Raw genomic sequence first — 25,747 nt, 5'->3', positions numbered from 1 at the left:
ACACTCGCCACAAGCTCCTTGAGTGTGCCCAGAACAGGGATATTACTAAGAGTGACTATTGAGGTGCTCAAGGTGATGTGTGGGGGATGGCGCGATGTCCGACGACCGGTGCGAGCGCACCACGGTGCGAACTCTGACGGTACTCGGCGCGGCGGCGCTGCTGCTGCCGACCGCCGTGCCCGTGGCACACGCGGAGGACGGCTGGCTCCGGCAGGACCTGGAGTCCGCCGACCGGGTCGGGCTGGTGCTCGACGACGGGGCACTGCGCCTGGACGAGGAGCGGACCGGCGCTCCGGCCGCGCCCCGCCGTGAAGCGGGGCGGACGCACAGCGGCCTGGCGACCTTCCCCGAGCAGCCCCTGGAGGAGGCCACCGACGTTCTGGACGTCCGGCTCCAGGCCGACGGCAGGACCGAGGACGTGAGCGCCGAGGCACGCGGCACCCGGGCCGACGGGATGTGGACGGAGTGGCACCCCGTCCCGGACGGCGGCGGCCGGGTGGTCCTGGACGCCGGGGTGTTCCAGGTCCAGGTGCGGGTGGCGGTGGACGGGACCGACGCCGTTCTGGACGGCGTACGGCTGCGGCCGCTCGAACCCCTCGACGCGGTGCCGGAGGCCGGTGAGGGGAGCGACGAGGGGGCCGGTGCCGGGAGCGGGGAAGGCACCGACGAGGGAGCCGGAACCGGGAGCGGGGAACAGGCCGACGGCGGTAGCGACGAGGGAGCCGGTGCCGGAGGCGAGGAGGGGGCCGACGGCGGGGACCTGCCCGACGTGCCCGACGCGCCCTACTCCGCGCGGCTCTTCGCGACCCGCATCGGCCTGGTGGGCGGCACCACCGCGAACGGCCACACCGTGCGGCCCGACGACCACTTCGTCGCCCTGCCCTCCCGGCGGGGCCTGGCCACCCGCGGCGGCGGCGAGTACACCGTGCGCGTGTGCTCCACCGGCGCGCTCGGCCCCGAGGGCAAGGGCGACACGGAGAACCACGAGCCGCGCTGCGCCTACCTGCCCGTGTGGGACGTGGGCCCGTGGAACATCACCGACGACCACTGGAACGCCGACCGCCAGTCCTGGCGCGACCTGGACCGCGGCCGCCCCCAGGCCCAGGCCGCCTACACCGAGGGCTACAACGACGGCCTCGACGGCTTCGGCCGCCGGGTGGCCAACCCGGCCGGCATCGACCTCGCCGACGGCGCGTTCCGCGACGGCCTCCAACTGCCCACCAACAGCTGGGTGGAGGTCGACTACCTGTGGACCGGCGAGTACCGCGCCCGCGCGGAGATCGCCACCAGCACGCGGAGCGACCCGGTGATCGTGCGCGGGGGACCGGGCCTGGAGTTCGACTCCGTGGGCCTGGCCGCCCACGCGGCCAACGTGGACGTCGAGTGCCGGGCCGACGGCGACTCCGCGACGGGGCCGTTCGGCACGGGCGCGACCTGGTACCGGATCGGTGAGGGCCACTACGTTCCGGCGGTGTTCGCCGACGGCGGCGCGCAGGCTCCGGAGTGCGAGCCCGGCACCGCCCTTCCGCGACCGTGACGTGCACCCGGAGGGGCGGATCAGGGGGCGGATTTTGCGGTTCGTGCTCGCTTTGAGCGGCGCGCGTGTGTTTCGATCAGGACAATGACGGCTGCAGACGACTTCTGGGTGTTCGCCGCGGTCCTGGCGGTGGCGGCGGGCGTGGCGCTGCTCGGGAACCTGTTGCGGCAGCCGCTCATCGTCTCCTACATCGCCGTCGGGATCCTCGTCGGCCCGGTGGGCCTGGGCCTGGTCTCGCACGAGGGCGTCATCGAACTCCTCGCCCAGACCGGCATCGCGATGCTGCTGTTCATGGTCGGCCTGCGGCTGGACCTGCACCTCATCCGCACGACCGGACCCGTCGCGCTGGCCACCGGCATCGGCCAGGTCGTCTTCACGTCGGTCATCGGGTACGGGATCGCCCTCGCGCTCGGGATGGACTCCGTCACCGCGCTCTACGTGGCCGTGGCGCTGACCTTCTCCTCCACGATCATCATCGTCAAGCTGCTCTCGGACAAGCGGGAGCTGGACCAGCTGCACGGCCGGATCGCGGTCGGCTTCCTCATCGTCCAGGACATCGTCGTGGTCCTGGTCATGATCGCCCTGACGTCCTTCGGGCGGGCGAGCAGCGAGGCCATGCCGGAGCGCGTCGCGCTGACCGTGGGCACCGGGGCGGGGCTCCTGGTGGGGCTCGCGCTGCTGGCGAGGTTCGTTCTGCCGTGGCTCCTGCACTTCATCGCGCGCTCGCAGGAACTCCTGGTGATCTTCGGCGTGGCCTACGCCGTGTCCGTGGCGGCGCTCACCGAGTGGCTCGGCTTCAGCCTGGAGGTCGGCGCCTTCCTCGCGGGCATGTCCCTGGCCTCGACGACCTACCGGGACGCGCTCGGCGCCCGCCTGGTGAGCCTGCGGGACTTCCTGCTGCTGTTCTTCTTCATCCAGCTCGGCGCGCAGCTGGAGTTCGGCGACGCCTCACGGCAGCTCCTCGACGCCGGGCTGCTGTCGGTGTTCGTCCTGATCGGGAATCCGCTCATCGTGGTGCTCATCATGCGGCTGATGGGGTACCCGGTGCGGATCGGCTTCCTGTCGGGCCTCTCGGTGGCCCAGATCAGCGAGTTCTCCCTGATCCTGGCCGCGCTCGGGCTGAGCCTGGGCCACATCACCAGTACGACGCTGAGCCTGGTGACCGTGGTGGGCCTGATCACGATCGGTATCTCCACGTACCTGATCCTGTACTCCAAGCAGCTCTACGACCTGGTCAAGCGCTGGCTGGAGCCGTTGGACCGGCTGGGCCGGACCCGGCGGCTGCCCGCCGACCTGGTGGGGCGCGCGGACGTGATCCTCTACGGGCTGGGCCGGATGGGCCGCAGCACGGCCCAGCGCATCGCCGAGGCCGGATACGACGTCCTGGCCGTGGACTACGACCCGCAGCGGGTCGCCCGGTCCATCCACCCCAGGGTGACCACGGTGTACGGCAGCGCCGAGGACGTGGAGTTCCTGGAGTCGCTGCCGCTGGCGACCACACCCATGGTGATCAGCGCGATCCCGTCGTCCAACGTCGACCTGGTGCTGCTGCACGCGCTCCAGCACCACGAGTACGCGGGGACGGTGGTGCTGTCCACGCTGACCCGGCGCGACGCCGAGCGGCTGCGCGCGGCCGGGGCCGACAGGGTGGTGGAGCCCTACGAGCGGGGCGCGGACACCATCCTGGAGCTGGTCCGCGAGCACGCCGACCGCGACGGGACCGGCGGACCCGGCGACGGGTCCGGCACCGCGCCCGGCCCGGACTCCGGGCCCGGCTCCGAGGACCCCGGCGACGGGTCCGGTCCCCGACCTACCTGACGCGTACGACCAGCGTGGCCGCCGCACGGTCGTGCACGGCCAGGGAGCCGGTACCGAGCGCGGCCATCGACTCCCCGAGGGAGAACAGGTGGCCCGCGACGGGCAGGGTCTGCGGAAGGCAGAAGACCGCCGACCGGCGCAGGGCCTGGCCCTGGGTCAGCCGTCCGCCGTCGGCGGCGGCCACCACCTTGATGCCCACCATCAGCTTGCCGATCGTGCGACCCCACGTGACCAGGTACAGCCAGTCGTAGAAGAACAGCAGGAGCCCCCACCCGAACACCCACAGCAGCAACCACAGGGCCACCTCGCCGTCGGTGGAGTCGGTACTGCCGGTGATGGCCACCGTCACGACCATCATGACGAAGAAGAACGCCACGGCCGTGATGGCGGCCAGTACGTAGTCGATGGTCCGCGCGGCCAGGCGGCGGCCGAACGAAGCCGGTTCCAGGGCGGGCGGCCGCGGCACGGGCGCGGTCGGCCCCCAGCCGGGCGGAGGCGTCGGCCCGGGGCCGTGCGGGTGCGCGGCCATCTCCCACCCGCCGACGGAGTGGGGGCGGTGCTGAGGGGCGTTCCAGTGGGGCGAGGACATCGGTGTGGGCGTCTCTCCGTGGGAGTGGTGGTCACCGTGAGCGTCGCGGGCCGGCGCACCCCTCAGACTACCGACGGACGCGGTCACGGCACACGCCCTCGTCCGCGCACACACCGAAAGGGGCGGCCGGAGCCGCCCCTTTCGGTGAACGCCGCGTACCGGTCACATGCCGCTGTAGGGGACCGCGTCGATGATCTCGACACCCAGGCTCTTGCCGTTGGGGAGCTTGTAGCTCACGTTCTCGCCCACGCGCTTGCCGTTGATGGCCGCGCCCAGGGGGGACCGCGGGGAGTAGACGTCGATGGGCGCGCCGCTCTCCTCGCGGGAGGCGAGCAGGAAGGTGACCTCCTCCTCGTCGCCGTCGAACTTGACGGTGACGGTCATACCGGGGCCGACCACGCCCTCGGTACGGGGAGCCTCGCCCACGCGGGCGGTGCGCAGGATCTCGGTGAGCTGGAGGATGCGGGCCTCCATCTTGCCCTGCTCCTCCTTGGCGGCGTGGTATCCGCCGTTCTCCTTGAGGTCGCCTTCTTCTCGGGCCGCCTCGATCTTCTCCGCGATCTCGATGCGACCACTCCCCGACAGGTGGTCCAGCTCTCCCTTGAGCCGGTCATACGCCTCCTGGGTGAGCCAGGTGACGTTGTCATCGCGGGTCTGGGTCACGGGAACTCCTTGAGTGCTAGTAGCAAAGGCCACCAGGCGGCCAGAGCTGAACTTACGAGAATATCACCGTGCGTCGTGGCACACGGTCTCCTCACCGGAGGCCGCCGCGCACGGCGTGCGGTGACGCGTCGGTTCAGCGGTGGTGGCCGGGACCGGCAGGGGCGGTCTGTGCGATCAGTCCTGCGAACCTTGTTCCCTGCAGGAGGCCACTTCTACCGTGGAAGCCTGACGAACCGTGTCAACGGTCGTGGAGACCATTCGGTTCCCGGCCTGGACGGAGGACCTGGTCTGGCCGACCTCGACGTGCTGGTCGTCCAACGCGGTGATGAGGCAGTCGGCGCCGCCGCGGCTGTTCACCTCGTAGGTGATGGCCGCCTCGTCGGCCGAGGGCACCGAGTACGACACCACCTGGTGGTACACGCCGCCGCCCAGCCCGCTGTAGTTCATGACGGAGTAGCCCCAGCCGACGGCGCACAGCACCGCGAACACGGTCGCGATGACGAAGAAGACCGGGCCGTTGCCGTGCCGCTTGCGTAGCGCGGGAGCGGAGTCGGCACTGTTCACGGGGTCTTCTTCCGGGGTCGGCTGCATCGGGAATCTCCGAACAAGGGGACGGTGTTGTCTAAGATATCCCCGACCTGACAGCCTCCCTACTCGGCCCGCGCGTGAGTCGCGGAGGCCGGGCAGGAGGGGCGTCCGGACGGCCGCGACCACGCGGCCGCCCACCGAGTCAAGGAGATCCCTTCCGTTGTCCGAGCGCCTGCGGCTCATGGCCGTTCATGCCCACCCCGATGACGAGTCCAGCAAGGGCGCGGCCACCATGGCGCGCTATGTGAACGAGGGCGTCGACGTGCTCGTCGTCACCATGACCGGTGGCGAACGCGGTGACATCCTCAACCCCGCCATGGACCGTCCCGAGATTCTGGAGAACATCAGTCAGGTCCGTCGTGAGGAGATGGACCGGGCCCGCGAGATCCTGGGCATCCAACAGGAGTTCGCCGGCTTCGTGGACTCGGGCCTGCCCGAGGGCGACCCGCTTCCGCCCCTGCCCGAGGGCTGCTTCGCCACCCTGCCCGTGGAGGAGGCCGCCGAACCCCTCGTCGCGTCGATCCGCCGGTTCCGGCCGCACGTGGTCCTCACCTACGACGAGCAGGGCGGCTACCCCCACCCCGACCACATCATGACCCACAAGGTCTCGATGCGGGCCTTCGACACGGCCGGCGACCCCGACGCCTACCCCGACGCGGGCGACCCGTGGCAGCCGCTGAAGCTGTACTACTTCGTGTCCTTCCCCGCGGAGCGCTTCGACGCCCTCGCCGACGTCCTGGCCGAACGCGGCATGGAGAACCCGTTCGCGGAGTGGGTGGACCGCATCAAGGACCGTGACCGCCCCACGTGGGAGATCACGACCCGCGTGCACTGCTCCGAGTACTTCGACGTCGCGCACGAGGCGCTCAAGGCGCACGCGACCCAGGTCGACCCCAACGGCTTCTGGTTCGCGATCCCCAACGACGTCGTGGCCGAGGCCTGGCCCACGGAGGACTACCACCTCGTGCGGTCGCTGGTGGACACCGAGGTCCCGGAGAAGGACCTCTTCGACGGTGTCCGAGAAGCAGTGAGAGTATGAGCGGTATGCACACCCTTCTCACCTCCGCGGTCGTCCTGGCCGACAGCGTCGACCTCGACACCAACACCGTGACGCCGGGCGTCCTGGGCTTCCTCATGGTGGCGGCGATCGGCGCGGCGCTCTACTTCCTCATGCGCAGCATGTCGGGCAAGCTCGGCACGCTGCGCGGTGCCGAGGAGGCGGAGCGCGCCGAGGCGGACGCCGACGCCGACGGTGCGGAGACAGGGGAGGCCCGCGCGGGTGTCGCGGCCTCCGACGCGGCCGCCACCGAGGACGACCCCTCGGACGGCTCCGCGCCCAAGGCGTAGTACCGGTGCCCCGCCCGACCCGCCCCGACCCGCGGGGCGGGCGGGAGCCCGTTTCGGCGGCGGGTGGCACAGTGGAGGCATGCCGAACCGTTTGAGCGACGCGACCAGCCCGTACCTGTTGCAGCACGCGGACAACCCCGTCGAGTGGTGGCCCTGGTGCGAGGAGGCCTTCGCCGAGGCACGGCGCCGCGACGTGCCGGTGCTGATCTCCGTCGGGTACTCCGCCTGCCACTGGTGCCACGTCATGGCGCACGAGTCCTTCGAGGACCAGGCGACCGCGGATCGGATGAACAGCCTGTTCGTCAACATCAAGGTGGACCGCGAGGAGCGCCCCGACGTCGACGCGGTGTACATGGAGGCGACCCAGGCCATGACCGGCCAGGGCGGGTGGCCGATGACCGTGTTCGCCACCCCGGACGGCGCGCCCTTCTACTGCGGCACCTACTTCCCGCGCGAGTACTTCCAGCGCCTCCTCGAAGGCGTGGCGAGCGCCTGGCGGGACAAGCGCGCCGACCTCCTCGACCAGGGCAGGCGCGTGGTCGACGCGCTGTCGGCGCCGCGGACCCTGCCGTCGGCACAGCCGCCCCAGGCCGACCAGCTCGACCTGGCCGTGCGGGCCCTGGTCCGCGACTACGACAACGCCGACGGCGGCTTCGGGAACGAGCCCAAGTTCCCGCCCTCGATGCTGCTGTCCTTCCTCATCGCCCAGGACGAGCGCACCCGGCCCCACCAGACCGCCGAGGAACCCACTCCCGCAGCCCTGATGGCGGGCGGCACCGCCCTGGCGATGGCCCGCGGGGGGATCTACGACCAGCTCGGCGGCGGCTTCGCCCGGTACTCCGTCGACAAGGCCTGGGTCGTGCCGCACTTCGAGAAGATGCTCTACGACAACGCCCTGCTGCTGCGCGCCTACACCCGCATGACCCGTCGGCCCCCCGGCGGGACCGCGCTCACGGAGAGCGAGCACACGGCGCTGCGCGCGGTGGCGGAGGAGACCGCCGACTGGATGGTGCGCGACCTGCGCACGGCCGAGGGGGGATTCGCCTCCGCGCTGGACGCCGACAGCGAGGGCGAGGAGGGCACCTACTACGTCTGGACGCCCGCCCAGCTGCGCGAGGTCCTGGGCGAGGAGGACGCCGACTTCGCCGCGCGGACCTTCCAGGTGACCGAGGAGGGCACCTTCGAGCGCGGGGCCTCCGTGCTCCAGCTGCCCTCCCCGCCCGCCGACCGGTGGCGCTTCGACCGGGTCCGCGCGGCCCTGCTGAGCGCCCGCGCGGAACGCGTGCCGCCGGCGCGCGACGACAAGGTGGTGGCCGCCTGGAACGGGCTGGCGATCGCCGGACTGGCCGAGACGGGCGCGCTCCTGGAACGCCCCGACCTCGTGGACGCGGCCCGCGACGCCGCGGAGCTGCTCCTGACCACGCACATGGTGGACGGCCGGCTGGTGCGCACCTCGCGCGACGGCCGGCCGGGCACGAGTGCCGGAGTGCTGGAGGACTACGCCGACGTCGCGGAGGGCCTGCTCGCCCTGCACGGCGTCACCGGACAGGCGCGGTACGCGCACGAGGCCGGGCGCCTGCTGGACACGGTCCTGGAGCGCTTCGCCGACGGCGACGGCGGCTTCTACGACACCGCCGACGACGCCGAGCAGCTCTTCAGCCGCCCCCAGGACCCGACCGACGGCGCGACCCCGTCCGGTCGCTTCGCCGCGGCCTCCGCCCTGCTGACCTACGCCGCCCTCACGGGGTCCGGGCGCCACCGGACGGCGGCCGAGTCGGCCCTGTCGGCGGTCTCCCTGCTCGTGGAGAAGGCGGCCCGGTTCGCGGGCTGGGGCCTGGCCACGAGCGAGGCGCTGCTCACCGGGCCGCGCGCCGTCGCCGTGGTCGGCGACCCGGCCGACCCCGCCACCGACGAGCTGGTGCGCACGGCCCTGCGCTGGGCCCCGCTCGGCACCGCCCTCTCCCGGGGGGACGGCGCGGACGACGGGGGAGTGCCGCTGCTCCGCGATCGCGCGCCGCGCGGCGGGCGCCCGACGGCCTACGTCTGCGAGGGCTTCGCCTGCAAGCTCTCCGTCACCACCCCGGAGGAACTCCGCGCCCAACTCGCGACCCCCTGACCACCCGGCCGCGCAGGCCCCCGTCCACCCGAGGAGGTAGGACGTGCGTGGTGCGGGGGCCGGGTCGGGGCCGCGCTGTGCGGGGCCTGTGGCCAGGGGTGAGCAGCAGGGCGTTCAGCCTGCCCGCACCCCCGAGGGCTGGGTGCCCATGGGGTGTGGGCGCACACGTGGGCCCACATGCGTCCTGAGAGGTAGGCCGTTCGTCCATGGGTGTGGAGGGGCCGCGCTGTGCGGGGCCTGTGCCCAGGGGGTGAGCGCTGCCCGACATCGGCCTACGTCCACCCGAGGGGGTTGGAGGTAGGCCGTTCAGTGTTGGGGGCTACAGGGGGGTTGAAGCCTCTACAGGTGTGGGGACCGCTGGGGGGTTGGCTCGGGGCGCGCCAGTGTTCTGCAGGAGGAGACGGGGCCGCAGCGAGCTTGCGAGCAAGGCAAGTCGACGACGAAGAACACTGGCCTCCCAGCGCCCCGAGCACGGGCCAAAGCGAGGAACGAGCGGAGGCCCCAAGAAAACAGCTAACTGAACCGCAGTCCCTTGACGATCTCGTCCACCAGGTCCGGTCTGTGGTGCGGCTGGCGGACCTCCATGTACACGGTCGTGGGCTCACCCTCCGTGTGGACGGCGACGCTGGTGAAGGCCCCCGAGCCGTTGCAGTCGGGCCAGTCCCACGCCGAGCCCTCCCAGTCGTTCAGGGCGATCCCGCGCTCCTGCGGCGTGCCCTCGCAGGGGTCGGTGTCGGCGACGCCGTCCAGGGGGCGCGTCCCGGGGAGCACGGTCGTGTACACCCCGTAGGAGGGGACCTCCGTGTCGTCCCAGTGGTCGGCGTCGGTGGCCACGAGCATGCCCGTGGCGGCACCCGCGCTCGTGGCGGCCGGGCGGGCCGCCATCGTCGGGTGGAAGTCCTTGGCCCACACCAGCGGGACGGTCACGGAGACCCCCTGGGACGCCAGCCGCACCGTGGTCAGCGACTGGCCCGGTGTGCCGACGGAGGCGGTCAGCACGCCGCCGAGGACAATGAGGGCCGAGGCGAGCACGCCGGCGCGGCGCCAGGGCATCCGGTACCGCTGCCACCACGGGTCCGCGCGGGGCAGGTCCGGCGCCATACGGATTGCCCTGACGCGGTCGGTGAAGGTTTTGGCGTCCGCGGGGCGGCTTTCCCGGTCCACCGAAAGTGCGGACAGGATGAGGTCGTCCAGCGCGGGGGGCAGCCCTGGCCGGATCCGGCCAGGCGCGATCCGCACCGGCGGGCGCGAGGGCGGACGGCCCGTGATGAGCTCGTAGGCGACCGCGCCGAGCGAGTACACGTCCGAGCGGACGTCCAGGTCACCGCCGGGGATGCTCTGTTCCGGCGACATGTAGCCGGGGGTGCCCGCGGCCGCAGTGAAGCCCGAGGCCTCGTCGATGGACTTGGCGAACCCCAGGTCCGCCACCAGCACCCTCTGTCCCACGGGTGACGACTGGAGCAGCACGTTGGAGGGCTTGATGTCGCGGTGGATCGTGCCGTGGTTGTGCAGCACGGTGATGCCCTGGCCGATCTCGGTCAGCAGCCGCAGTGCCTCGTCCAAGGGCAGCTGACCTCGGTTGACGAGGTCGGAGACGCTGCCCTGGTCGGCGTAGGTCATCACCATGTACGGCCGCCCGTCGGGCAGGACGTCCACGTCGTGGACGGCCACCAGCCACGTGGAGTCGGTCTGGCGCAGGATGCGCGCCTCCTCCAGGAAACGGTGCTGGATGTCCATCTGGTGCGCCCAGTTCTCGGCGAGTACCTTGATGGCGACCGGATAGTTGAGCAGATCGTCCTGGGCGAGCCATACGGTGGCGAACGAACCGGAGCCCAGGCGTCGTATGACGCGGTAACGCCCGAAGGCCTCCGGTTGACTCATTTCCGCCTCGGTCTGTCAGGGGGTGCGTACGCGGTCGTTGCCCACTAATACACCATCTACGCGTTCGCATTAGCTTTCGTGGATATGATCCACGTCTTCGGGTGGCGCCGGTGCGTGAGGGCGGCGAAACTGGGTGGAATGCCCGGAGAGCCGTGTGCACCATGGAATGGTGGCCGAAACCCGGTCACCGGTGCGGCGGGCCGGCAGGAGCCGGTCCGCGTCCACGTGACGCGTGATCCATCGTGGACGCCCACGCGTCCTCCAACGGACGGATGTCCGCCGTCAGCCAGGGAGAGAGCCAGCCATGAGCAGTGGCGAATACGAAGACCAGGCCGACCAGTCGGCACCGAAGCCCCGCCGGCGGGTGGCGAGCAACGTCGACGAGGAGCTGGAGGAGCTCGCGCGCCGCGCCAAGGCGGGCGACGCCGCGGCCCTGGACGACCTGCTCCGCAGGATCCAGCCCGAGGTGCTGCGCCGGTGCGCCCGCTTCCTGCCCTACCGGCAGGACGCCGAGGAGGCCTGCCAGGACGCGCTGCTGCGCGTCGCGCGCAAGATCGACAGCTTCAAGGGCGACTCGCTCTTCACCACGTGGCTCTACACCGTGGTGTCCAACTCCGCACGCCAGACCTACCGCTCGATGAAGCGCCGTTCGGCCGAGTACCCCACCGAGGCCGAGCGCATGCCCCCGCAGAGCGACCCCCGCACCACGAGCGTCATCGCCGGTTCGCGCATCGACCTGCTGGAGGCCCTCGACCAGCTGGAGAAGGAGCGCCCCAACCTCGTGGCCCCCCTCGTCCTGCGCGACCTGTGCCAGATGGACTACAACGAGATCGCCTCGGAGCTCAACCTCGCCCTGGGCACCGTCAAGTCCCGGATCCACCAGGGCCGCAAGCACGTGCGCAAGTCCCTGACCGTGACGTAGAGTCCCGCGGCGAACTACCCTGGACCCCATCCCCGTCGGCACTTCAGCCACAGGAGTGTGCGTGCCGGCCATGTTCCAGCTCTGAGAGGTTTCGCCCATGGGGCTTCGTGACCCCCTGTACTGGCTCTATGAGAGGCGGCTGGAACGCCGCCTGACCAGCCAGGAGATCCCGCGGCACGTCGGTGTCGCGATGGACGGCAACCGTCGGTGGGCGAAGAGCAGCGGAATGCGGGCGGCCGAACAGGGCCACCAGGCCGGCGCGGACAAGATCTTCGAACTGCTCCGCTGGTGCGACGAGCTGGGCGTGCAGGTCGTGACGCTCTGGATGCTGTCCACCGACAACCTCACCCGCGACGAGTCGGAGCTGGGCCCGCTGGTGCGCATCATCGAGGCCACCATCGCCCGGCTGCGCGAGGAGGGCTGGAACACGCGCCCCGTCGGCGCGCTCGACGTGCTGCCCGACTCCACCGCCCGCGCCCTCAAGGAGGCGGAGTCGGCCACATCCGGCAACCCCGGCCTGGTTGTCAACGTCGCCGTCGGGTATGGGGGTAGACGTGAGATCGCTGATGCGGTTCGGTCGCTCCTCCACGAGGAAGCGGCCAAGGGCACCGGTATCCAGGAGCTGGCCGAGCGCCTGGACATCGAGGACATCGCACGGCATCTCTACACGCGCGGCCAGCCCGACCCCGATCTGCTCATCCGCACGTCCGGGGAACAGCGCCTGTCCGGTTTCATGCTCTGGCAGAGCGTGCACTCGGAGTTCTACTTCTGCGAGGTCTACTGGCCCGCGTTCCGCAGAGTGGACTTCCTGCGCGCACTGCGCTCGTACGGCGCGCGCAACCGCCGCTTCGGCTCCTGACCCCCTCAGCGACTCCCTGTCGGCCATCCCCTTAACGCGGTGTTCACCGTGTGGAGGGACGGGTGCCTGGACTCGGGGTTCATGGGCGCGTAGCGTCGGACCAGGCGGGTGGCGTTCGTCCACCCGTTCGGGAGGCCCCGGCTCTTTGAACTCCTGCGTCATCGAGGAACTTCGACGAGGAGGGCCGGACCCGGCCCTCAGGGGCTTGGTCCCGGTCCTCCATGATCCCGTGACAGTAGGGCGCCCCAGTGGTGCCCAAGGGGAGAACGAGTGGCTAGTTCCTCGACCGATCGCCGCGACACCCAGTCCCCCACCACCCCCGCGCCGGAGGTAGGAGAGGGAATGCGCGTCTACGTGCTCGACACCAGCGTCCTGCTCGCCGACCCGATGGCCGTGACCCGGTTCGCCGAGCACGAGGTGGTCATCCCCGTGGTGGTGATCACCGAGCTGGAGAGCAAGCGTCACGACCCGGAACTCGGGTACTTCGCTCGTCGGGCGCTCCGTCTCCTGGACGACCTCCGTGTCGCCAACGGCCGCCTGGACGATCCGGTACCGGTGAACGACCAGGGCGGCACGCTGCGCGTCGAGCTCAACCACAGCGATCCGTCGATCCTGCCGGCGGGTTTCCGGCTGGGCGACAACGACACCCGGATCCTGACGGTGGCCCGCAACCTCCAGGCCGCTCCGCACGGGTGCGAGCCCGGACAGGAGGGCGAGGAGGGCGACGTCGTCCTCGTCAGCAAGGACCTGCCGATGCGGATCAAGGCCTCCGCCATCGGGCTTCCGGCCGACGAGTACCGCGCGGAGCTGGCCATCGAGCATGGCTGGACCGGCATGGCCGAGCTGGACGTGCCCGCCCACCAGATCGGGGAGCTGTTCGAGAGCGGTGCGAGCGACATCGAGGAGGCCCGCGACCTGCCCTGCCACACGGGCCTGGTGCTGGTCTCCGAGCGCGGCAAGGCGCTGGGCCGGGTGCAGCCCGACAAGTCGGTGAAGCTCGTGCGCGGCGACCGGGACGTGTTCGGCCTGCACGGGCGCAGCGCCGAGCAGCGGGTCGCGCTGGACCTGCTCACCGACCCCGACGTGGGCATCGTCTCCCTGGGCGGACGCGCGGGGACCGGCAAGTCGGCGCTGGCGCTGTGCGCGGGCCTGGAGTCGGTCCTGGAGCGCCGCCAACACCGCAAGGTGATGGTGTTCCGCCCGCTGTACGCGGTGGGCGGCCAGGAGCTGGGGTACCTCCCCGGCACCGAGAACGACAAGATGACCCCCTGGGGCCAGGCGGTGCACGACACCCTGTCGGCGGTGACCACCGAGGAGGTCATCGAGGAGATCGTCGACCGCGGCATGCTGGAGGTCCTGCCGCTCACCCACATCCGGGGGCGCTCGCTGCACGACGCGTTCGTCATCGTGGACGAGGCCCAGTCCCTGGAGCGCGGGGTCCTGCTCACGGTGCTCTCCCGGCTCGGCGAGAACTCGCGGGTGGTGCTCACCCACGACATCGCCCAGCGGGACAACCTGCGGGTGGGCCGCTACGACGGTGTGGTCGCGGTGATCGAGAAGCTCAAGGGCCACCCGCTGTTCGCGCACGTCACCCTCACGCGCTCCGAGCGCTCGCCGATCGCGGCGCTGGTCACGGAGATGCTGGAGAACTGACTCAGGCGCCTTGAAGACGGGGCCTTCGGTCCTTCCGGTGCACTCCCTCGTTCCTCGGGAGTGCACCTCCAGGCCCTCCAGGACCCGTCGGCGCCTTCGCTGTGCCTTCTTTGGGCCTCCGCTCGTCCCTCGCTTTGGCCCGATCAACCCCCCTGTGGTCCCGTCACCGGGCCGTCACTGCGCGGTGCCGCTGAGCAGCCAGCGGGTGACGTTCACCTCCATCAGGGCGCGGTCCTGCCCGTGCCAGTCGAAGGGCACGCGGATGTCGTAGTCGTACCGCTCCTGGAAGGCCGCCACGACGTCCGGTGGGAAGTCCGCCGTGTGGACGGTGGTGCGGCCCTCCGCGACCACGGGCGCGTCCCCGTCCTCCAGGGCGAGGGAGACCCGGGGATCGGCGGCGGCGTTGCGGGCCTTGACCGAGCCCGCCCCCACGCTGATCCACCAGCGGTCGCGCAGGTGGGCGAACCACACGGGCGTGACGTGCGGGGACCCGTCCCGCCGCAGGGTGCACAGCCATACGTTGCGTTCGGCGCGCAGCCGTTCGACGACGGCGGCGGGGGCGGGGACGGACGTGGGAACGGGTGTGACGGTACCGGGGTCGGGCACAGGGGTCTCCTCAGGGGACGGTCATCGGACGGTTCCGATGGTGCGACCTCAACCGCGGTGGAGGTCAAGGGTTCGGGTTGGGTTCGGGGCGAGGGTTCGGGGCGCTTCATGCCGGGTCCTTCGTCGTCGCCCGCGCCTGCGCTCGTTCCTCGCTCCGGCTTGGCTCCTCCTGCAGGCACCGGCGCGCCCCTCACCCCTGTGCTTTTCTGGGGCCGCCGCTCGTTCCTCGCTTTGGCCCGATCAACCCCCCTGTGGTCCCGCAGGCGGAATCGCGTACCTCTCACCCCCTTGGGCCGAGGTAGGACGATTTGTGTGGCTTCAATCCCCCGGTGCTGAGGGCCAGGGGGTTGGGCGTGGCCGGTTCCGCTCATGGGGTCCCGTGGGGGGTTGGAGCCTCTATAGGTGTGGGGTCCATAGGGGGGTTGGCTCGGGGCGCGCCAGTGTTCTGCAGGAGGAGACGGGGCCGCAGCGAGCTTGCGAGCAAGGCAAGTCGACGACGAAGAACACTGGCCTCCCAGCGCCCCGAGCACGGGCCAAAGCGAGGAACGAGCGGAGGCCCCAAGAAAACACAGCCGAAGAACACTGGCTACTCGGCGCCCCGAATGCGCGTCCGAGCCTGCGAGGACGCCAGAAAAAAGCGTCAGCGCATGGCGGCGACCGTGCGACCGAGTCGGCGGAGGCGGGCCAGGTTCGCCTCGTAGCGGGCTCCGACGAGCAGCAGCAGCGCGCCGGCCACCGCGAACGGCACCCAGTTCGGCAGGAGCACGGTCAGGTCCCACAACGGGGGACCGAAGGCCCGCAGCGAGGTCAGGACCAGGGCCGCCCCACCGATCACCAGCGCGGCCTGGAGCCGTCGGCGCAGCCCCCACACGGCCACGGCCAGTCCGGCGACGAGGACGGCCGGCACCCGCCAGAGCAGGTCCTGTCCTCCCAGGACCAGCCCGACCGTGGGCAGCAGGAGCAGTGCCAGTCCGCCGCCGTGGGCGGCCCAGCTCGTCGGCGGGATCGCGGCCTTGCGGCTCCACTCCCAGCCCAGCACCAGGGCGGCCAGGGCCGGGACGACCGTGTAGGCCTCGGGGACGCCGACGTCCCACGCGGCCAGGGCCGTCCACATCGCGATGAGCATGAGCACCCCGCCGACCACGGCCAGGGGCCGTCGGCCGGGGCGGACCGCGCTGGCCAGGGCGATGACACCGAGCACGGCCAGGGCGACCGCCACCAGTTCCGGCCGGGGTTCGGCCAGCGCGCCGAAGCGCGTGGAGCCCGGTACCGGGACCGCGGTGTGCGCGAGCGAACTGATGCCGAGGGCCGCGACGGCCCACACCGCGGCCGGGGCCTCCGCGGCCTCCAGCAGCGGGGACCGCAGCCGGGGGGCGACCGCGGCCACGCCGGCGACCATCGCGAGGGGGCCCAGGGCGGCGATCTGCACGGGCATGTCCAGCGCGAGCGGCAGGGCCAGCGCGAGCCCGCCGGTGGCGGCGGTGGCCAGGGCGGTGGCGCCCACGGCCGTGACCGTCGTCCGGGACAGGGCCGCGGCGAAGGAGGCGGCCACGGCGACGAAAGCCAGGACGGCGGCTGTCGTGAACGGTTCGGCGAGGGACCACCCGAACCCGAGCAGCAGGACGAAGAGGGCGGTCGACGCGGGCAGGCGGCTGAGCCGCGGATCGGCCGAGCGCGCCGCCCACAGGGCCAATCCGGCGCCCACCGCGAGGGTCCACGCGAGCGCGGTGAGGAACGGCGCTCCGAGGGCGACCGGGAGCGGGAGCAGGGCGGCCGGTCCGGCGAGCGCGGCGGCATGGCGGGCGCGGGGCCGGTCCACCAGCCAGGCCGCGAGCACGGCCAGGGCGCCCGCGAGGAGGCAGGCGACGGCGAAGGCCAGGCCGGTGGCGGTGTCGGTCGGCACCGGGAGCCCGAGGACGGCGTGCGCCGGCCCGATCAGCGCCTCCGGGGACGCCGCCGCCACGTCCTGGCCCCGCGCGACGAAGGCGAGGACGGGCAGGCCGGGCGGACCGGCGACCAGCGGGGCGATGGTCAGCAGGGCGAGGCCCAGCACGCTGTACGGGGACACCGTGGGGGCCGGGCGGATCGTCGGGCGCGGAGCGGGCGCGAGGCCGGGGGGAGCGGCGCCGACGACCACGGGCCAAGGCGCGGTGTAGGGGAGGCGTCCGACGACCAGGGCGGCCGCCGCGACGACCAGGACGGCGAGCGCCGACAGCGCCCAGACCGCGGGCACCTGCCGGACGGTCGCGGCCGAGTCGACCACCAGCGAGCCGATCAGGACCAGGTCGACCGCGCCGATGGCGAGCACCGACGCGTACACCAGGCGGACCGGCGAGCCGGAGCGGTCCGTGCCCGGCCTGCCCAGACGGCGCAGTTCGAGGGCGCCGAGCAGTGCGGCGCACCCCAGCAGGACCACCGCGACCAGGCTCGTGTACCGCTCCGGCAGCGCCCACACCAGGCCGAGCAGGAGCGTGGCGAGCCCGGTGGCCGTGGCGACCCAGGCGTGCGGGCGCCCGCCGGTCCTGGCCACCGACAGTGTCAGCGCGGCGCCGACCGCCAGCGCCCACACCACGGCGACGACGTAGGGCAGGCCGAGGACCACCGGTAGCGGTACCAGCGCGGCGGGGACGGTCAGGGCCATCGCGGCCGACACGAGCCTGCGGTCGGCGAGCCGCACGATCCCGACCGCCAGTGCGGCGGCCCCGAGCAGGCCCAGCGCGGACAGTACCGCGGCGCCCGGGCCCGGCTGGGCGGAGTAGCCCAGGACGGCGGAGGCGGGTTCGAGCATCTCCGCCAGCGGCGCCGCCCACACCCCGTGCGGTCCGGCGAACAGCGGAGCCGACGGCGACCCGTGGACCACGGCCGCCAGTGGCGCCAGCGGCAGCAGGAGCAGGCCGACCCAGGTGAGGACAGGCCGAGGATCGGGCGCGGTCCCGCTCGCGAACGGGGGAGCGGTCCGGCCGAGCCGGAGCGCGGTCGCCCCGGCCAGCAGGGCCATCGCGGCCAGGAGCCACCACTGGATCCGGTCCGGTCGCGGTAGGGCCAGGAGCGAGACCAGCAGGGGAGTGCCGACCAGCAGCACCACCAGCCACAGCCCGGCCGCGGCCGCGTACAGCGTGGTGGCGGGGCCGTCGGCGCGGTCCCCGGTGGTCCGGCGCACCGCCAGGGCCGCGACCAGCGCGCTCGTCGCCACCAGGAGCAGGGCCGCCGCGGACGTGTACCACTCGGGCAGGGCCCAGGCCAGCCCGGTGAGCAGGGTCAGGAACCCGGTGACGGCGGGGACGCGGCTCCGGTGGCCGGTGCGCAGCAGCGTGGCCCACACGATCAGGGCGGCGCCCAGCAACAGCGCCCACATGGCGGCCGCCACCAGGGGGAAGCCGAGCAGGAGGGGTACGGGAAGCAGCGTCGGGGGAGCGACCAGGGCCAGGACGGGGACGAGCAGCGCGCGGCGCAGCAGCACGGCCACGCCGACGGCCAGGACGGCGCCGACCAGCACCGCCGACAGCTGGGCCAGGGCCGAGGGGACCGCCGAGGCGGTCGGGACGAGCCCGAGGACGTCGGTCGCCGCGCGCATCGCCAGGGAGGGGTCGTCGGCCCACACCCGTCCGGGCACCCGGGGCAGGACCGGCAGGTGGGAGGGGCCCGCGGCCAGCGGGACCAGGCCGAGGGCCAGGAGCGCGGCGACGGTGTGGAACCGCCCCCGCGCGCGCTCGGAGGGCGTGGTGCGCGGCAGCCGCGCCAGAAGCAGTGAGGCGGCCCCCGAGACCAGCAGTGTGGCCGCCACCGACCACCACCGCAGCGGGTCGGTGACGGTGGACATCAGGGCCACGGCCAGAGCGGTGAGCCCGATCGTGACGGCCCACACGACGAGCGCGACCACGTGCAGGGTGCGGACCGGGACGCCGGGGCGCGGGGTGCCGAGACGGGTTTGGACCGCCACGTCGAGGAGGGCGGTCACCGCGAGGGCGGTGAGCATCCAGGGCCAGCGCCCGTCCCAGTCGGCGGCGGCCACCAGCAGCAGGGGAACCGGCTGGACGAGCAGCACCGCGATCACCCGGGGCGCCCGCAGGGGCACCAGCAGCGGATACAGGGCCAGCAGCGCGCCGATGACCGCCAGCGCGGCCGCGGCGTAGCCGGCGCCGTTGGTGATGCCGTCCGAGATCAGGTAGAGGGCGAGCGCGTCGACGCACAGCAGCGCGGCGCCCAGAGCCCCGAAGGTCTCGGCGGTCGAGGCCAGCCCGCGACGGTGCAGCGGGACGGCCACGCAGACGAAGAACAGGGTGGTCAGCGCGAGGATGAGCGCGCGCGTGCCCGTGGTCAGGTCGCTCCACGTCCACACGGCGAACACCAGGGCGGCGATGCCGACGAGCAGCCCGCCCAGCCCGAGGATGAGGTTCTGGGCCGAGAGCTGCGAGAGCTCCGAGCGCCGGGGCGCGGGCTGTTGGACCGGCGCCGGACGGTACGCGCCGGCGGGCGGGGGGGCTCCCTGGGGGGCGGCGTGCGCCGCCGAGGGCACGGGCCGGCCCGGCTGGGCGGCGTGGACCGGCGCGGCGGGCGGAGCGATCGTCCGAGGCGCCCGGGACTCCTGGCGGAGGCGCCGGTGGACCTCCGACCGTTCCGCGCGCAGCCGGTGCGACCGGTCGGCCAGCTCCGCCAACTGGGTGTCGATCTCCCAGAGCCGCTGCGCGAGCGGACCGACGAGAACGAAGGCGCACCGGGGACAGGCCGCTGCGCCGGGCCGGAGCGGCGCGGCGCAGTCGGGGCACCGCAGGGGCGGGGCCGCGGGGGGAGGCGATCCGTGGGCGTTCATACCGACCATGGTGGTGCGTGACGCGGCCGAGGGCATCCGTACGCGTACCTAGACGAGTACCCGGACGCGAACCGAGACCACGGCGGCCGGGAGTGGCCCGGAGGCCCGGAAAGCCCGCCCGCGCCGCCCGTCCGCCCGCTGGGGCGGGCCGATCCGGTCCCGGGGTTTCGGTCTCCCCTGCGGACATCGAGAGAGTCGCCACACCAGCCGCACGCGTTGACTCGCCCTTGACTCTTGGTGATCGTCCGCAGGTCAAAGGTCCGCCATGCAGGCACATTCCGTGATGTGATCCAAGACATAGTAAATATGGCGTTACTTGGCCGTGACGATGATGCAGGCTGAATCCGCTGCACAGAGCACCCCCAACCGTGTGGAAGCCCGCAGCGCGGACGGTCGAACGGCATGGCCCTTCCCTCCGCGCGCCAACCCGGGCCGCACGGAGAGCGGCGAACAACACCCACGGACCCTCCGTCCGTGAGCGTCAACGCGCGAAAGGGCGATCTTGCTACTCCATCGGATCCCACTGCGTCATGTCGGCGCCGTCGGCGCGGCGGCGCTCGTCGCCGGAGCGACGTTCGGCGTGGCCGCGTTCGCTCAGAGCGGCGACGTCGACCCCGGGCAGGTTGCCTCCGCCGCCGTGGCTCCGACCACCCCCGAAGCCGAGTCCCCCGAGGAGGACGACTTCTTCGCGGCACCGCCCACCCGGTCCGAGGAGGACCTGGCGGCCGCGCGGGAGGAGTCCCGGAGCGCGGCGGAGGACGCGGCGGACGAGGCTGTGCAGACCTCCAGCGGCGAGGGGGAGAGCGTCCCCGAGCCCGAGCCGGAACCCGAGGCCGAGCCCACCGAGGGCGGGGGCTCCGGTTCCTCGGACTCCTCCGGTTCGTCCGGCTCCACCGCGTCGGTCCCGGCCGGTTCGGCCAAGGAGATCGCGCTGGAGATGGTGCTGGCCGAGGGCTGGAGCTCCGACCAGTTCTCCGGCTGCCTGGAGCCGCTGTGGGAGAAGGAGTCCAACTGGAACCACACGGCGGAGAACCCCAGCTCGGGTGCCTACGGCATTCCGCAGTCCCTTCCCGGCGACAAGATGGCGTCCCACGGTGACGACTGGCGGACCAACCCCGCCACCCAGATCGCCTGGGGGCTCGACTACATCAAGGGCCGCTACGGGGATCCGTGCGGCGCCTGGTCCCATTCACAAGCCAACAACTGGTATTAATAGGGCTTTCCCTGACCAATACCCCCTCTTGGGAAAGGAAATCGTGCTACTCAACCGTATGTCGCTGCGCAGTACGGCGGCCGTCGGTGCGGCGACGCTCGTCGCGGGCGCGACGTTCGCCGTCTCCGCCTTCGCGGACGACGAGGTCGATCCGGACATCGCGGCCAGTGCCGCGGTCGAGGGGACCGAACAGACCGAGGAACCCGCGCCCGGACCCGACCCCGAGGCCGAGTCGGAGTTCTTCGCGCAGTCGCGGGAGCTGACCGAGGAGGAGCTCGCCGAAGCCCGCGAGGAGGCCGTCGGACAGCGTGACGCCGCCCTCGCGGAGGGAAGGCGCACCGCCGAGGGCGAAGGGCCCGCCGTCGAGCCGGAGGAACCGGAGGAGGAAGAGGAGGAGGCCGACACCCCCTCCGTGCCCTCCGGTTCGGCCAAGGAGATCGCGCTGGAGATGGTGCTGGCCGAGGGCTGGAGCTCCGACCAGTTCTCCGGCTGCCTGGAGCCGCTGTGGGAGAAGGAGTCCAACTGGAACCACACGGCTGAGAACCCCAGCTCGGGTGCCTACGGCATTCCGCAGTCCCTTCCCGGCGACAAGATGGCGTCCCACGGTGACGACTGGCGGACCAACCCCGCCACCCAGATCGCCTGGGGCATCGACTACATCAAGGGCCGCTACGGCACGCCCTGCGACGCCTGGTCGCACTCGCAGTCGGTGGGCTGGTACTGACCGGGCCTCCCTGCGACCACCCCTCGGAAAGGCAATCGTGCTACTCAATCGCATGTCGCTGCGCAGTACGGCGGCGGTCGCCGCGGCGACCCTCGTCGCGGGCGCGACGTTCGCCGTCTCCGCCTTCGCGGAGGAAAGGGTCGATCCGGACGTCGCGGCCAGTGCCGCGGTCGAGGAGACCGCACCCGAAGCCGACACCGGCGACGACTTCTTCGCCGCCTCGGAGCAGCTGACCGAGGACGAGATCGCCGAACGCCGCGAGGCCTCCGCCGGCGAGCGTGACGCCGCCCTCAGCGAGGGGAGCCGCACCGCTCAGGGCGAGGCCACCGCCGTCGAGCCGGAGGAACCGGAGGAGGAAGAGCCGGAGGAGGACACCGGCGGCACGCCGCCGGTCGGCGGCGGCGACGCCGCGGGGCTCAACTGGCCCGCGCTCGCCCAGTGCGAGTCCGGCGGCGACCCCACCGCGGTCAACTCCGCCGGCGGGTACTACGGCCTCTACCAGTTCAGCACCACCACGTGGCAGTCTGTGGGTGGCACCGGCCTGCCCTCGGAGGCCAGCTCCGAGGAGCAGACCCAGCGGGCCCAGCAGCTCTACAACGCCGTGGGCGGCAACTGGCAGAGCCAGTGGCCCCACTGCGGTGTGCACCTGTTCGACTGACGCCGGACGGCCGGACAGGCTCCGACACGACGGCCCCCGTTCCCACCGCGGAACGGGGGCCGTCGACGCTGTACGGGGCGGTCAGAGGTTCGGCGTGAACGTCTCGAAGACCTCTTCGGGCAGGTCGGCGTAGAAGCCGGCGTCCGAGACCGGGACGTTCACGCTCATGAGGTAGAAGACGCGCTCACCCTGGTACTCCGTGCTCATGGCGTAGGACCAGAACCGGCGCTCGTGCGTGGCCCACGAGTCGTTGCTGAACTCCGCCTCGACGCGCGCGACGTCCCAGCCCGCGCCCAGGTCGTGGTCGTCGACCTCCGCCAGGGCCAGCTGCGTGTAGTCCGGCATGGTCTCGCCACCGGTGTTGGTACCGCCGTCCGTGGACTCCAGGAACTCCGCGCTCGTGCCCGTGAAGTCCTCCTCGGTCCACCCCGACACCCACACCTGGTGGTCCCCGCCCTCGGCCAGGATCGCCACGATGGTGTTCTCGATGTCGGAGTCGTCGACGTACCACCCCTCCGGGTGGTCCACGGAGAACCAGTCGGACTCGAAGGTCTCCAGGGAGTCGTAGGGCGGCGGACTCCCGCCGTCATCGTCATCGTCGTCATCATCGGCGTCGTCGTCGCCGCTGCCGGTCGTCGGGCTGCCGGTGACGTTGGAGTCCAGCTCACCCGGTTCGGCCTCGCCCCCGGCGGGACCGTCGGCCCGGGGCGTGGGTTCGACGGACGGGCCGGAGCCGTCCGTGCGACTCACCACCACCATGACCGCGGCGACCGCGATGAGCAGCAGGACGACGGCGCCAGCGCCGACGCCGAGCAGGACCCGGGACGTCGAGCCCGGACCCGAGCCGCCGCCGGCCCCGCCGGAGGGGAGGTGGCCGGTGGGCGGTCCGCCTCCTCCCGGGTGGCCGCCGGACGCGTGGCCGGCGCCCGCCACGGGGCCCACGCCGTGCCCGGCCCCGGCCCCGTGCCCGTGCCCGTGTCCGTGGGCCGACGGGCGTCCGTGGCCGGGGAAGGGTGTGGACGGGCCGTTGCGGGGCCCGCCGCCGGGTCCCGGCGGCGGACCCGCGAAGGAGCCGGGGGGTCGTGGGCCGGCCGGGGGCCGGTAGCCGCCGCTCGGTGCGGCGTAACCGCCGCTGGGGGCGGCGTGGCCACCGCTCGGAGCCGCGTGGCCACCGCTGTGCAAGGGGTGGGGAGTGGTGCCGTATCCGGCCGCACCCGCCGGCCCGGCCGCACCCGCGGCCATCGCCGCCCCGGCCGCGACTCCGGCCACAGCCGGACCCGGCCCGTTCGGGCCGGTACCGGTACCGGCCGTCCCGTCACCGCCCCCGGATCCGTCACGGCGCTCGCGCAGCAGGTCGAGCGCCTCCCCGGTGGTGAGCCGCCGGTCGGGGTCGCGTTCCAGCAGCCCCTCGATCACCGGACGCAGCCAACCGGCGCTCGTCATCGGCGGCAGCTCCGCGGACATCACCGCCGCGATCGCCGCGGTGATGCTGTCCCGTCGGAACGGCGAGGTGCCCTCGACGGCCGCGAAGAGCGTCACCCCGATGCTCCATAGGTCGCCCCGGTGCTCGGCCGGCCCGCCCTCCAGACGTTCGGGCGGCATGTACTCGGGCGAGCCGATGAGTGCGCCCGTGCGCGTGATGCTCGGACCGCCCTCCATGGTGGCGATCCCGAAGTCGGTGAGGATGACCCGGCCGTCCGAGGACATCATGATGTTGCCGGGCTTGATGTCGCGGTGCAGCACTCCGGCCGCGTCGGCCGCCCGGACCGCCTTGAGCAGCGACTCGGCGACCGCCGCCGCCGTCTCCAGGTCCAGCGGGCCGTGCGCGGTGAGCATCTCCTGGAGCGATCCGCCCTCGACGAGCTCCATCACGACCCACGGATCGCCCTCGAACTGGAAGACGTCGTGGATGGTGATGACGCTCGGATGGGAGATCCGTGCCGCCGACTGGGCCTCGCGGCGCACCCGGGCGTGCGCGTCCGCCCGCTCCTCGTCGGTGAAGTGGTCGGGGAGGAGCACCTGCTTGATCGCGACGACGCGGTCGAGCGAGGGGTCGAAGGCCTCCCAGACCACGCCCATGCCGCCGCGTCCCAGTTCACGGCGCAGGACGTAGCGGTCCGCGACGATGTGTTCGCTGTCGCTGTTGCTCGACATGTACTGCCCTCTCGAGGCGGGCTGCTATCCGGTGGGGGTCGAACCAGATGTACTGGTACGAGTGTCCGACGTCCACCCCGGGCCAAAGGTTCCGGACAGGGCGGGAGCGGAACCGAACGGCGACCCGGCGCGGCGGCCGGCCGCAGACGGCAGGGGCACCCCGCCACCGCGGGGTGCCCCTGACCGCTGGCCGGTGTGCCGACTACTGGGAGTTGGTCATCTTCAGCACGTCCAGGGCGGCGTCCAGCTGCTCCTCGGTGAGCTTGCCGTCCTTGACGTAGCCGCGCTCCAGCACGACCTGGCGGATCGTCTTGCGCTCGGCCAGCGACTGCTTGGCGACCTTGGCGGCCTCCTCGTAGCCGATGTAGCGGTTGAGCGGCGTGACGATCGAGGGGGAGGACTCCGCGTAGGTGCGGCACTGCTCCTCGTTGGCCTCGATCCCGGCCACGCAGCGGTCGGCGAACAGGCGGGAGACGTTGGCCAGCAGGCGGATGGACTCCAGCACGTTGCGGGCGATCATCGGCAGCTGCACGTTGAGCTCGAAGTTGCCGCTGGCGCCGCCGAAGGCGACGGCCGCGTCGTTGCCCACGACCTGGGAGGAGACCTGGAGCATGGCCTCGCACAGGACCGGGTTGACCTTGCCCGGCATGATCGAGGAACCCGGTTGGAGGTCGGGCAGGAAGACCTCGGTCAGACCGGTGGTCGGGCCCGAGCCCATCCAGCGGATGTCGTTGGCGATCTTGCAGTAGCCGACCGCGATCGTCCGGAGCTGGCCGGAGAGCTCGACGAGCCCGTCACGGGCGCCCTGGGCCTCGAAGTGGTCGCGGGCCTCGGTCAGCGGCAGGCCGGTGTTCGTGGCGATCTCGGCGATGACCCGCGAGGCGAAGCCCTCGGGGGTGTTGATGCCGGTGCCCACGGCGGTGCCGCCGAGGGGCAGCTCGGCCACGCGCGGCAGGACGGCCTCCAGTCGCTCGACGCCGTAGCGGACCTGCGCGGCGAACCCGGCGAACTCCTGGCCCAGGGTGACCGGGGTGGCGTCCATCAGGTGGGTGCGGCCGCTCTTGACGACGGACGCGAACTCGACGGACTTGCGGGTGAGCTCGCCCTCCAGGTGGCGCAGCGCCGGGATCAGCTCGTTCTGCACGGCCGAGGTGGCGGCGATGTGGATGGACGACGGGAAGACGTCGTTGGAGGACTGCGAGGCGTTGACGTGGTCGTTGGGGTGCACCTCGAGACCGGTGCGCTCCTTGGCGACCGTCGCCACGACCTCGTTGGTGTTCATGTTGCTGGAGGTGCCCGAGCCGGTCTGGAAGACGTCGATCGGGAACTCGTCGTTCCACTTGCCGTCGGCGACCTCCAGGGCCGCGTCGCGGATGGCCTTGCCGAACGCGTCGGTGATGACGCCCAGTTCGGCGTTGACCTTGGCGGCGGCGGCCTTGATCTGGCCGAGAGCGGCGATGTGGGCGCCCTCCAGGCCCTGGCCCGAGATCGGGAAGTTCTCGACGGCACGCTGGGTCTGGGCCCGCCACTTGGCCTCGGCGGGAACCCTGACCTCACCCATCGAGTCGTGCTCGATACGGAACTCACTCATCGCTGGCCCATCTCTCCT

At 72.3% G+C, this 25,747-nt stretch carries 19 protein-coding genes; 11 read left to right on the top strand and 8 right to left on the bottom strand.

Annotation, left to right across the window (positions count from 1 at the left end; genetic code table 11):
* Nucleotides 1-94: 94 nt before the first annotated feature.
* Together HNR10_RS10540 and HNR10_RS10535 are read left to right on the top strand one after the other, a co-directional pair.
* Nucleotides 95-1,537, top strand: a complete 1,443-nt coding sequence (locus tag HNR10_RS10540) for a hypothetical protein (RefSeq protein ID WP_179822792.1) — start codon at nt 95-97, stop codon at nt 1,535-1,537.
* Nucleotides 1,538-1,621: 84 nt separating this feature from the next.
* On the top strand, nt 1,622-3,355 hold the full coding sequence (locus HNR10_RS10535; protein ID WP_179822790.1) for a cation:proton antiporter: 1,734 nt from the start codon (nt 1,622-1,624) through the stop codon (nt 3,353-3,355).
* Here the strand turns inward: HNR10_RS10535 and HNR10_RS10530 are convergent.
* The 3 genes from HNR10_RS10530 to HNR10_RS10520 form a co-directional block, all read right to left on the bottom strand.
* Nucleotides 3,348-3,944, bottom strand: a complete 597-nt coding sequence (locus HNR10_RS10530) for an RDD family protein (protein WP_179822788.1) — start codon at nt 3,942-3,944, stop codon at nt 3,348-3,350. The genes HNR10_RS10535 and HNR10_RS10530 overlap by 8 nt on opposite strands.
* A gap of 162 nt (nt 3,945-4,106) precedes the next feature.
* Nucleotides 4,107-4,607 carry a transcription elongation factor GreA gene (gene greA / locus HNR10_RS10525; protein ID WP_053616150.1) on the bottom strand — a complete coding sequence of 167 codons (501 nt, stop codon included), beginning with the start codon at nt 4,605-4,607 and terminating at the stop codon, nt 4,107-4,109.
* A 174-nt stretch (nt 4,608-4,781) separates the two neighbouring features.
* Complete coding sequence (locus HNR10_RS10520) at nt 4,782-5,198, bottom strand: DUF4307 domain-containing protein (protein WP_179822786.1); 417 nt, start codon at nt 5,196-5,198, stop codon at nt 4,782-4,784.
* A gap of 157 nt (nt 5,199-5,355) precedes the next feature.
* Between HNR10_RS10520 and mca the strand changes: the two genes are divergently transcribed.
* The 3 genes from mca to HNR10_RS10505 all read left to right on the top strand — a co-directional run bounded on the left by mca (nt 5,356) and on the right by HNR10_RS10505 (nt 8,658).
* Nucleotides 5,356-6,234, top strand: a complete 879-nt coding sequence (gene mca / locus HNR10_RS10515) for a mycothiol conjugate amidase Mca (protein ID WP_179822784.1) — start codon at nt 5,356-5,358, stop codon at nt 6,232-6,234.
* 5 nt (nt 6,235-6,239) lie between these two features.
* Entirely contained in the window at nt 6,240-6,542 is a 303-nt protein-coding gene (locus HNR10_RS10510) for a hypothetical protein (RefSeq protein WP_179822782.1), read from the top strand.
* 79 nt (nt 6,543-6,621) lie between these two features.
* Nucleotides 6,622-8,658, top strand: a complete 2,037-nt coding sequence (locus HNR10_RS10505) for a thioredoxin domain-containing protein (protein WP_179822781.1) — start codon at nt 6,622-6,624, stop codon at nt 8,656-8,658.
* A gap of 513 nt (nt 8,659-9,171) precedes the next feature.
* Here the strand turns inward: HNR10_RS10505 and HNR10_RS10500 are convergent.
* Nucleotides 9,172-10,539: a serine/threonine-protein kinase gene (locus tag HNR10_RS10500; protein WP_179822779.1), complete on the bottom strand. Its 1,368-nt coding sequence runs from the start codon at nt 10,537-10,539 to the stop codon at nt 9,172-9,174.
* Between the two features lie 364 nt (nt 10,540-10,903).
* On the opposite strand from HNR10_RS10500, the gene HNR10_RS10495 reads away from it, so the two are divergent.
* From HNR10_RS10495 to HNR10_RS10485, 3 genes are all read left to right on the top strand, one after another.
* The gene (locus HNR10_RS10495; RefSeq protein WP_053616193.1) at nt 10,904-11,461 is read left to right on the top strand and encodes an RNA polymerase sigma factor; all 558 of its coding nucleotides are present in this window, start codon (nt 10,904-10,906) and stop codon (nt 11,459-11,461) included.
* A 97-nt stretch (nt 11,462-11,558) separates the two neighbouring features.
* On the top strand, nt 11,559-12,320 hold the full coding sequence (locus HNR10_RS10490; protein ID WP_179822778.1) for an isoprenyl transferase: 762 nt from the start codon (nt 11,559-11,561) through the stop codon (nt 12,318-12,320).
* A 270-nt stretch (nt 12,321-12,590) separates the two neighbouring features.
* Nucleotides 12,591-13,973, top strand: a complete 1,383-nt coding sequence (locus HNR10_RS10485; protein ID WP_179822776.1) for a PhoH family protein — start codon at nt 12,591-12,593, stop codon at nt 13,971-13,973.
* A 174-nt stretch (nt 13,974-14,147) separates the two neighbouring features.
* Here the strand turns inward: HNR10_RS10485 and HNR10_RS10480 are convergent, their stop codons facing one another.
* The gene (locus tag HNR10_RS10480; protein WP_179822774.1) at nt 14,148-14,579 is read right to left on the bottom strand and encodes a pyridoxamine 5'-phosphate oxidase family protein; all 432 of its coding nucleotides are present in this window, start codon (nt 14,577-14,579) and stop codon (nt 14,148-14,150) included.
* A gap of 640 nt (nt 14,580-15,219) precedes the next feature.
* Nucleotides 15,220-19,389: an SCO7613 C-terminal domain-containing membrane protein gene (locus HNR10_RS10475; RefSeq protein WP_246406158.1), complete on the bottom strand. Its 4,170-nt coding sequence runs from the start codon at nt 19,387-19,389 to the stop codon at nt 15,220-15,222.
* A 502-nt stretch (nt 19,390-19,891) separates the two neighbouring features.
* Here HNR10_RS10475 and HNR10_RS10470 point away from each other — a divergent pair.
* From HNR10_RS10470 to HNR10_RS32165, 3 genes are read left to right on the top strand one after another with little or no spacing between them, the layout of a single operon-like run.
* Nucleotides 19,892-20,602 carry an aggregation-promoting factor C-terminal-like domain-containing protein gene (locus tag HNR10_RS10470; protein ID WP_179822773.1) on the top strand — a complete coding sequence of 237 codons (711 nt, stop codon included), beginning with the start codon at nt 19,892-19,894 and terminating at the stop codon, nt 20,600-20,602.
* 43 nt (nt 20,603-20,645) lie between these two features.
* Nucleotides 20,646-21,326 (top strand): aggregation-promoting factor C-terminal-like domain-containing protein, encoded by a 681-nt coding sequence (locus HNR10_RS10465; protein ID WP_376769747.1) that lies wholly within the window; start codon nt 20,646-20,648, stop codon nt 21,324-21,326.
* A 37-nt stretch (nt 21,327-21,363) separates the two neighbouring features.
* Nucleotides 21,364-21,984, top strand: coding sequence for a transglycosylase family protein (locus tag HNR10_RS32165; protein ID WP_179822770.1), 621 nt, complete (start codon nt 21,364-21,366; stop codon nt 21,982-21,984).
* Nucleotides 21,985-22,065: 81 nt separating this feature from the next.
* On the opposite strand, the gene HNR10_RS10455 is transcribed toward HNR10_RS32165, so the two are convergent.
* Nucleotides 22,066-24,138, bottom strand: a complete 2,073-nt coding sequence (locus HNR10_RS10455; protein ID WP_179822769.1) for a serine/threonine-protein kinase — start codon at nt 24,136-24,138, stop codon at nt 22,066-22,068.
* Between the two features lie 202 nt (nt 24,139-24,340).
* Nucleotides 24,341-25,729 (bottom strand): class II fumarate hydratase, encoded by a 1,389-nt coding sequence (locus HNR10_RS10450; RefSeq protein WP_179822767.1) that lies wholly within the window; start codon nt 25,727-25,729, stop codon nt 24,341-24,343.
* Nucleotides 25,730-25,747 lie beyond the last annotated feature (18 nt).

Source organism: Nocardiopsis aegyptia, assembly GCF_013410755.1.
Taxonomy (GTDB): Bacteria; Actinomycetota; Actinomycetes; order Streptosporangiales; family Streptosporangiaceae; genus Nocardiopsis; species Nocardiopsis aegyptia.
The sequence above is the reverse complement of the archived record's forward strand: the minus strand, read 5'-3'. Positions and strand labels throughout refer to the sequence as shown.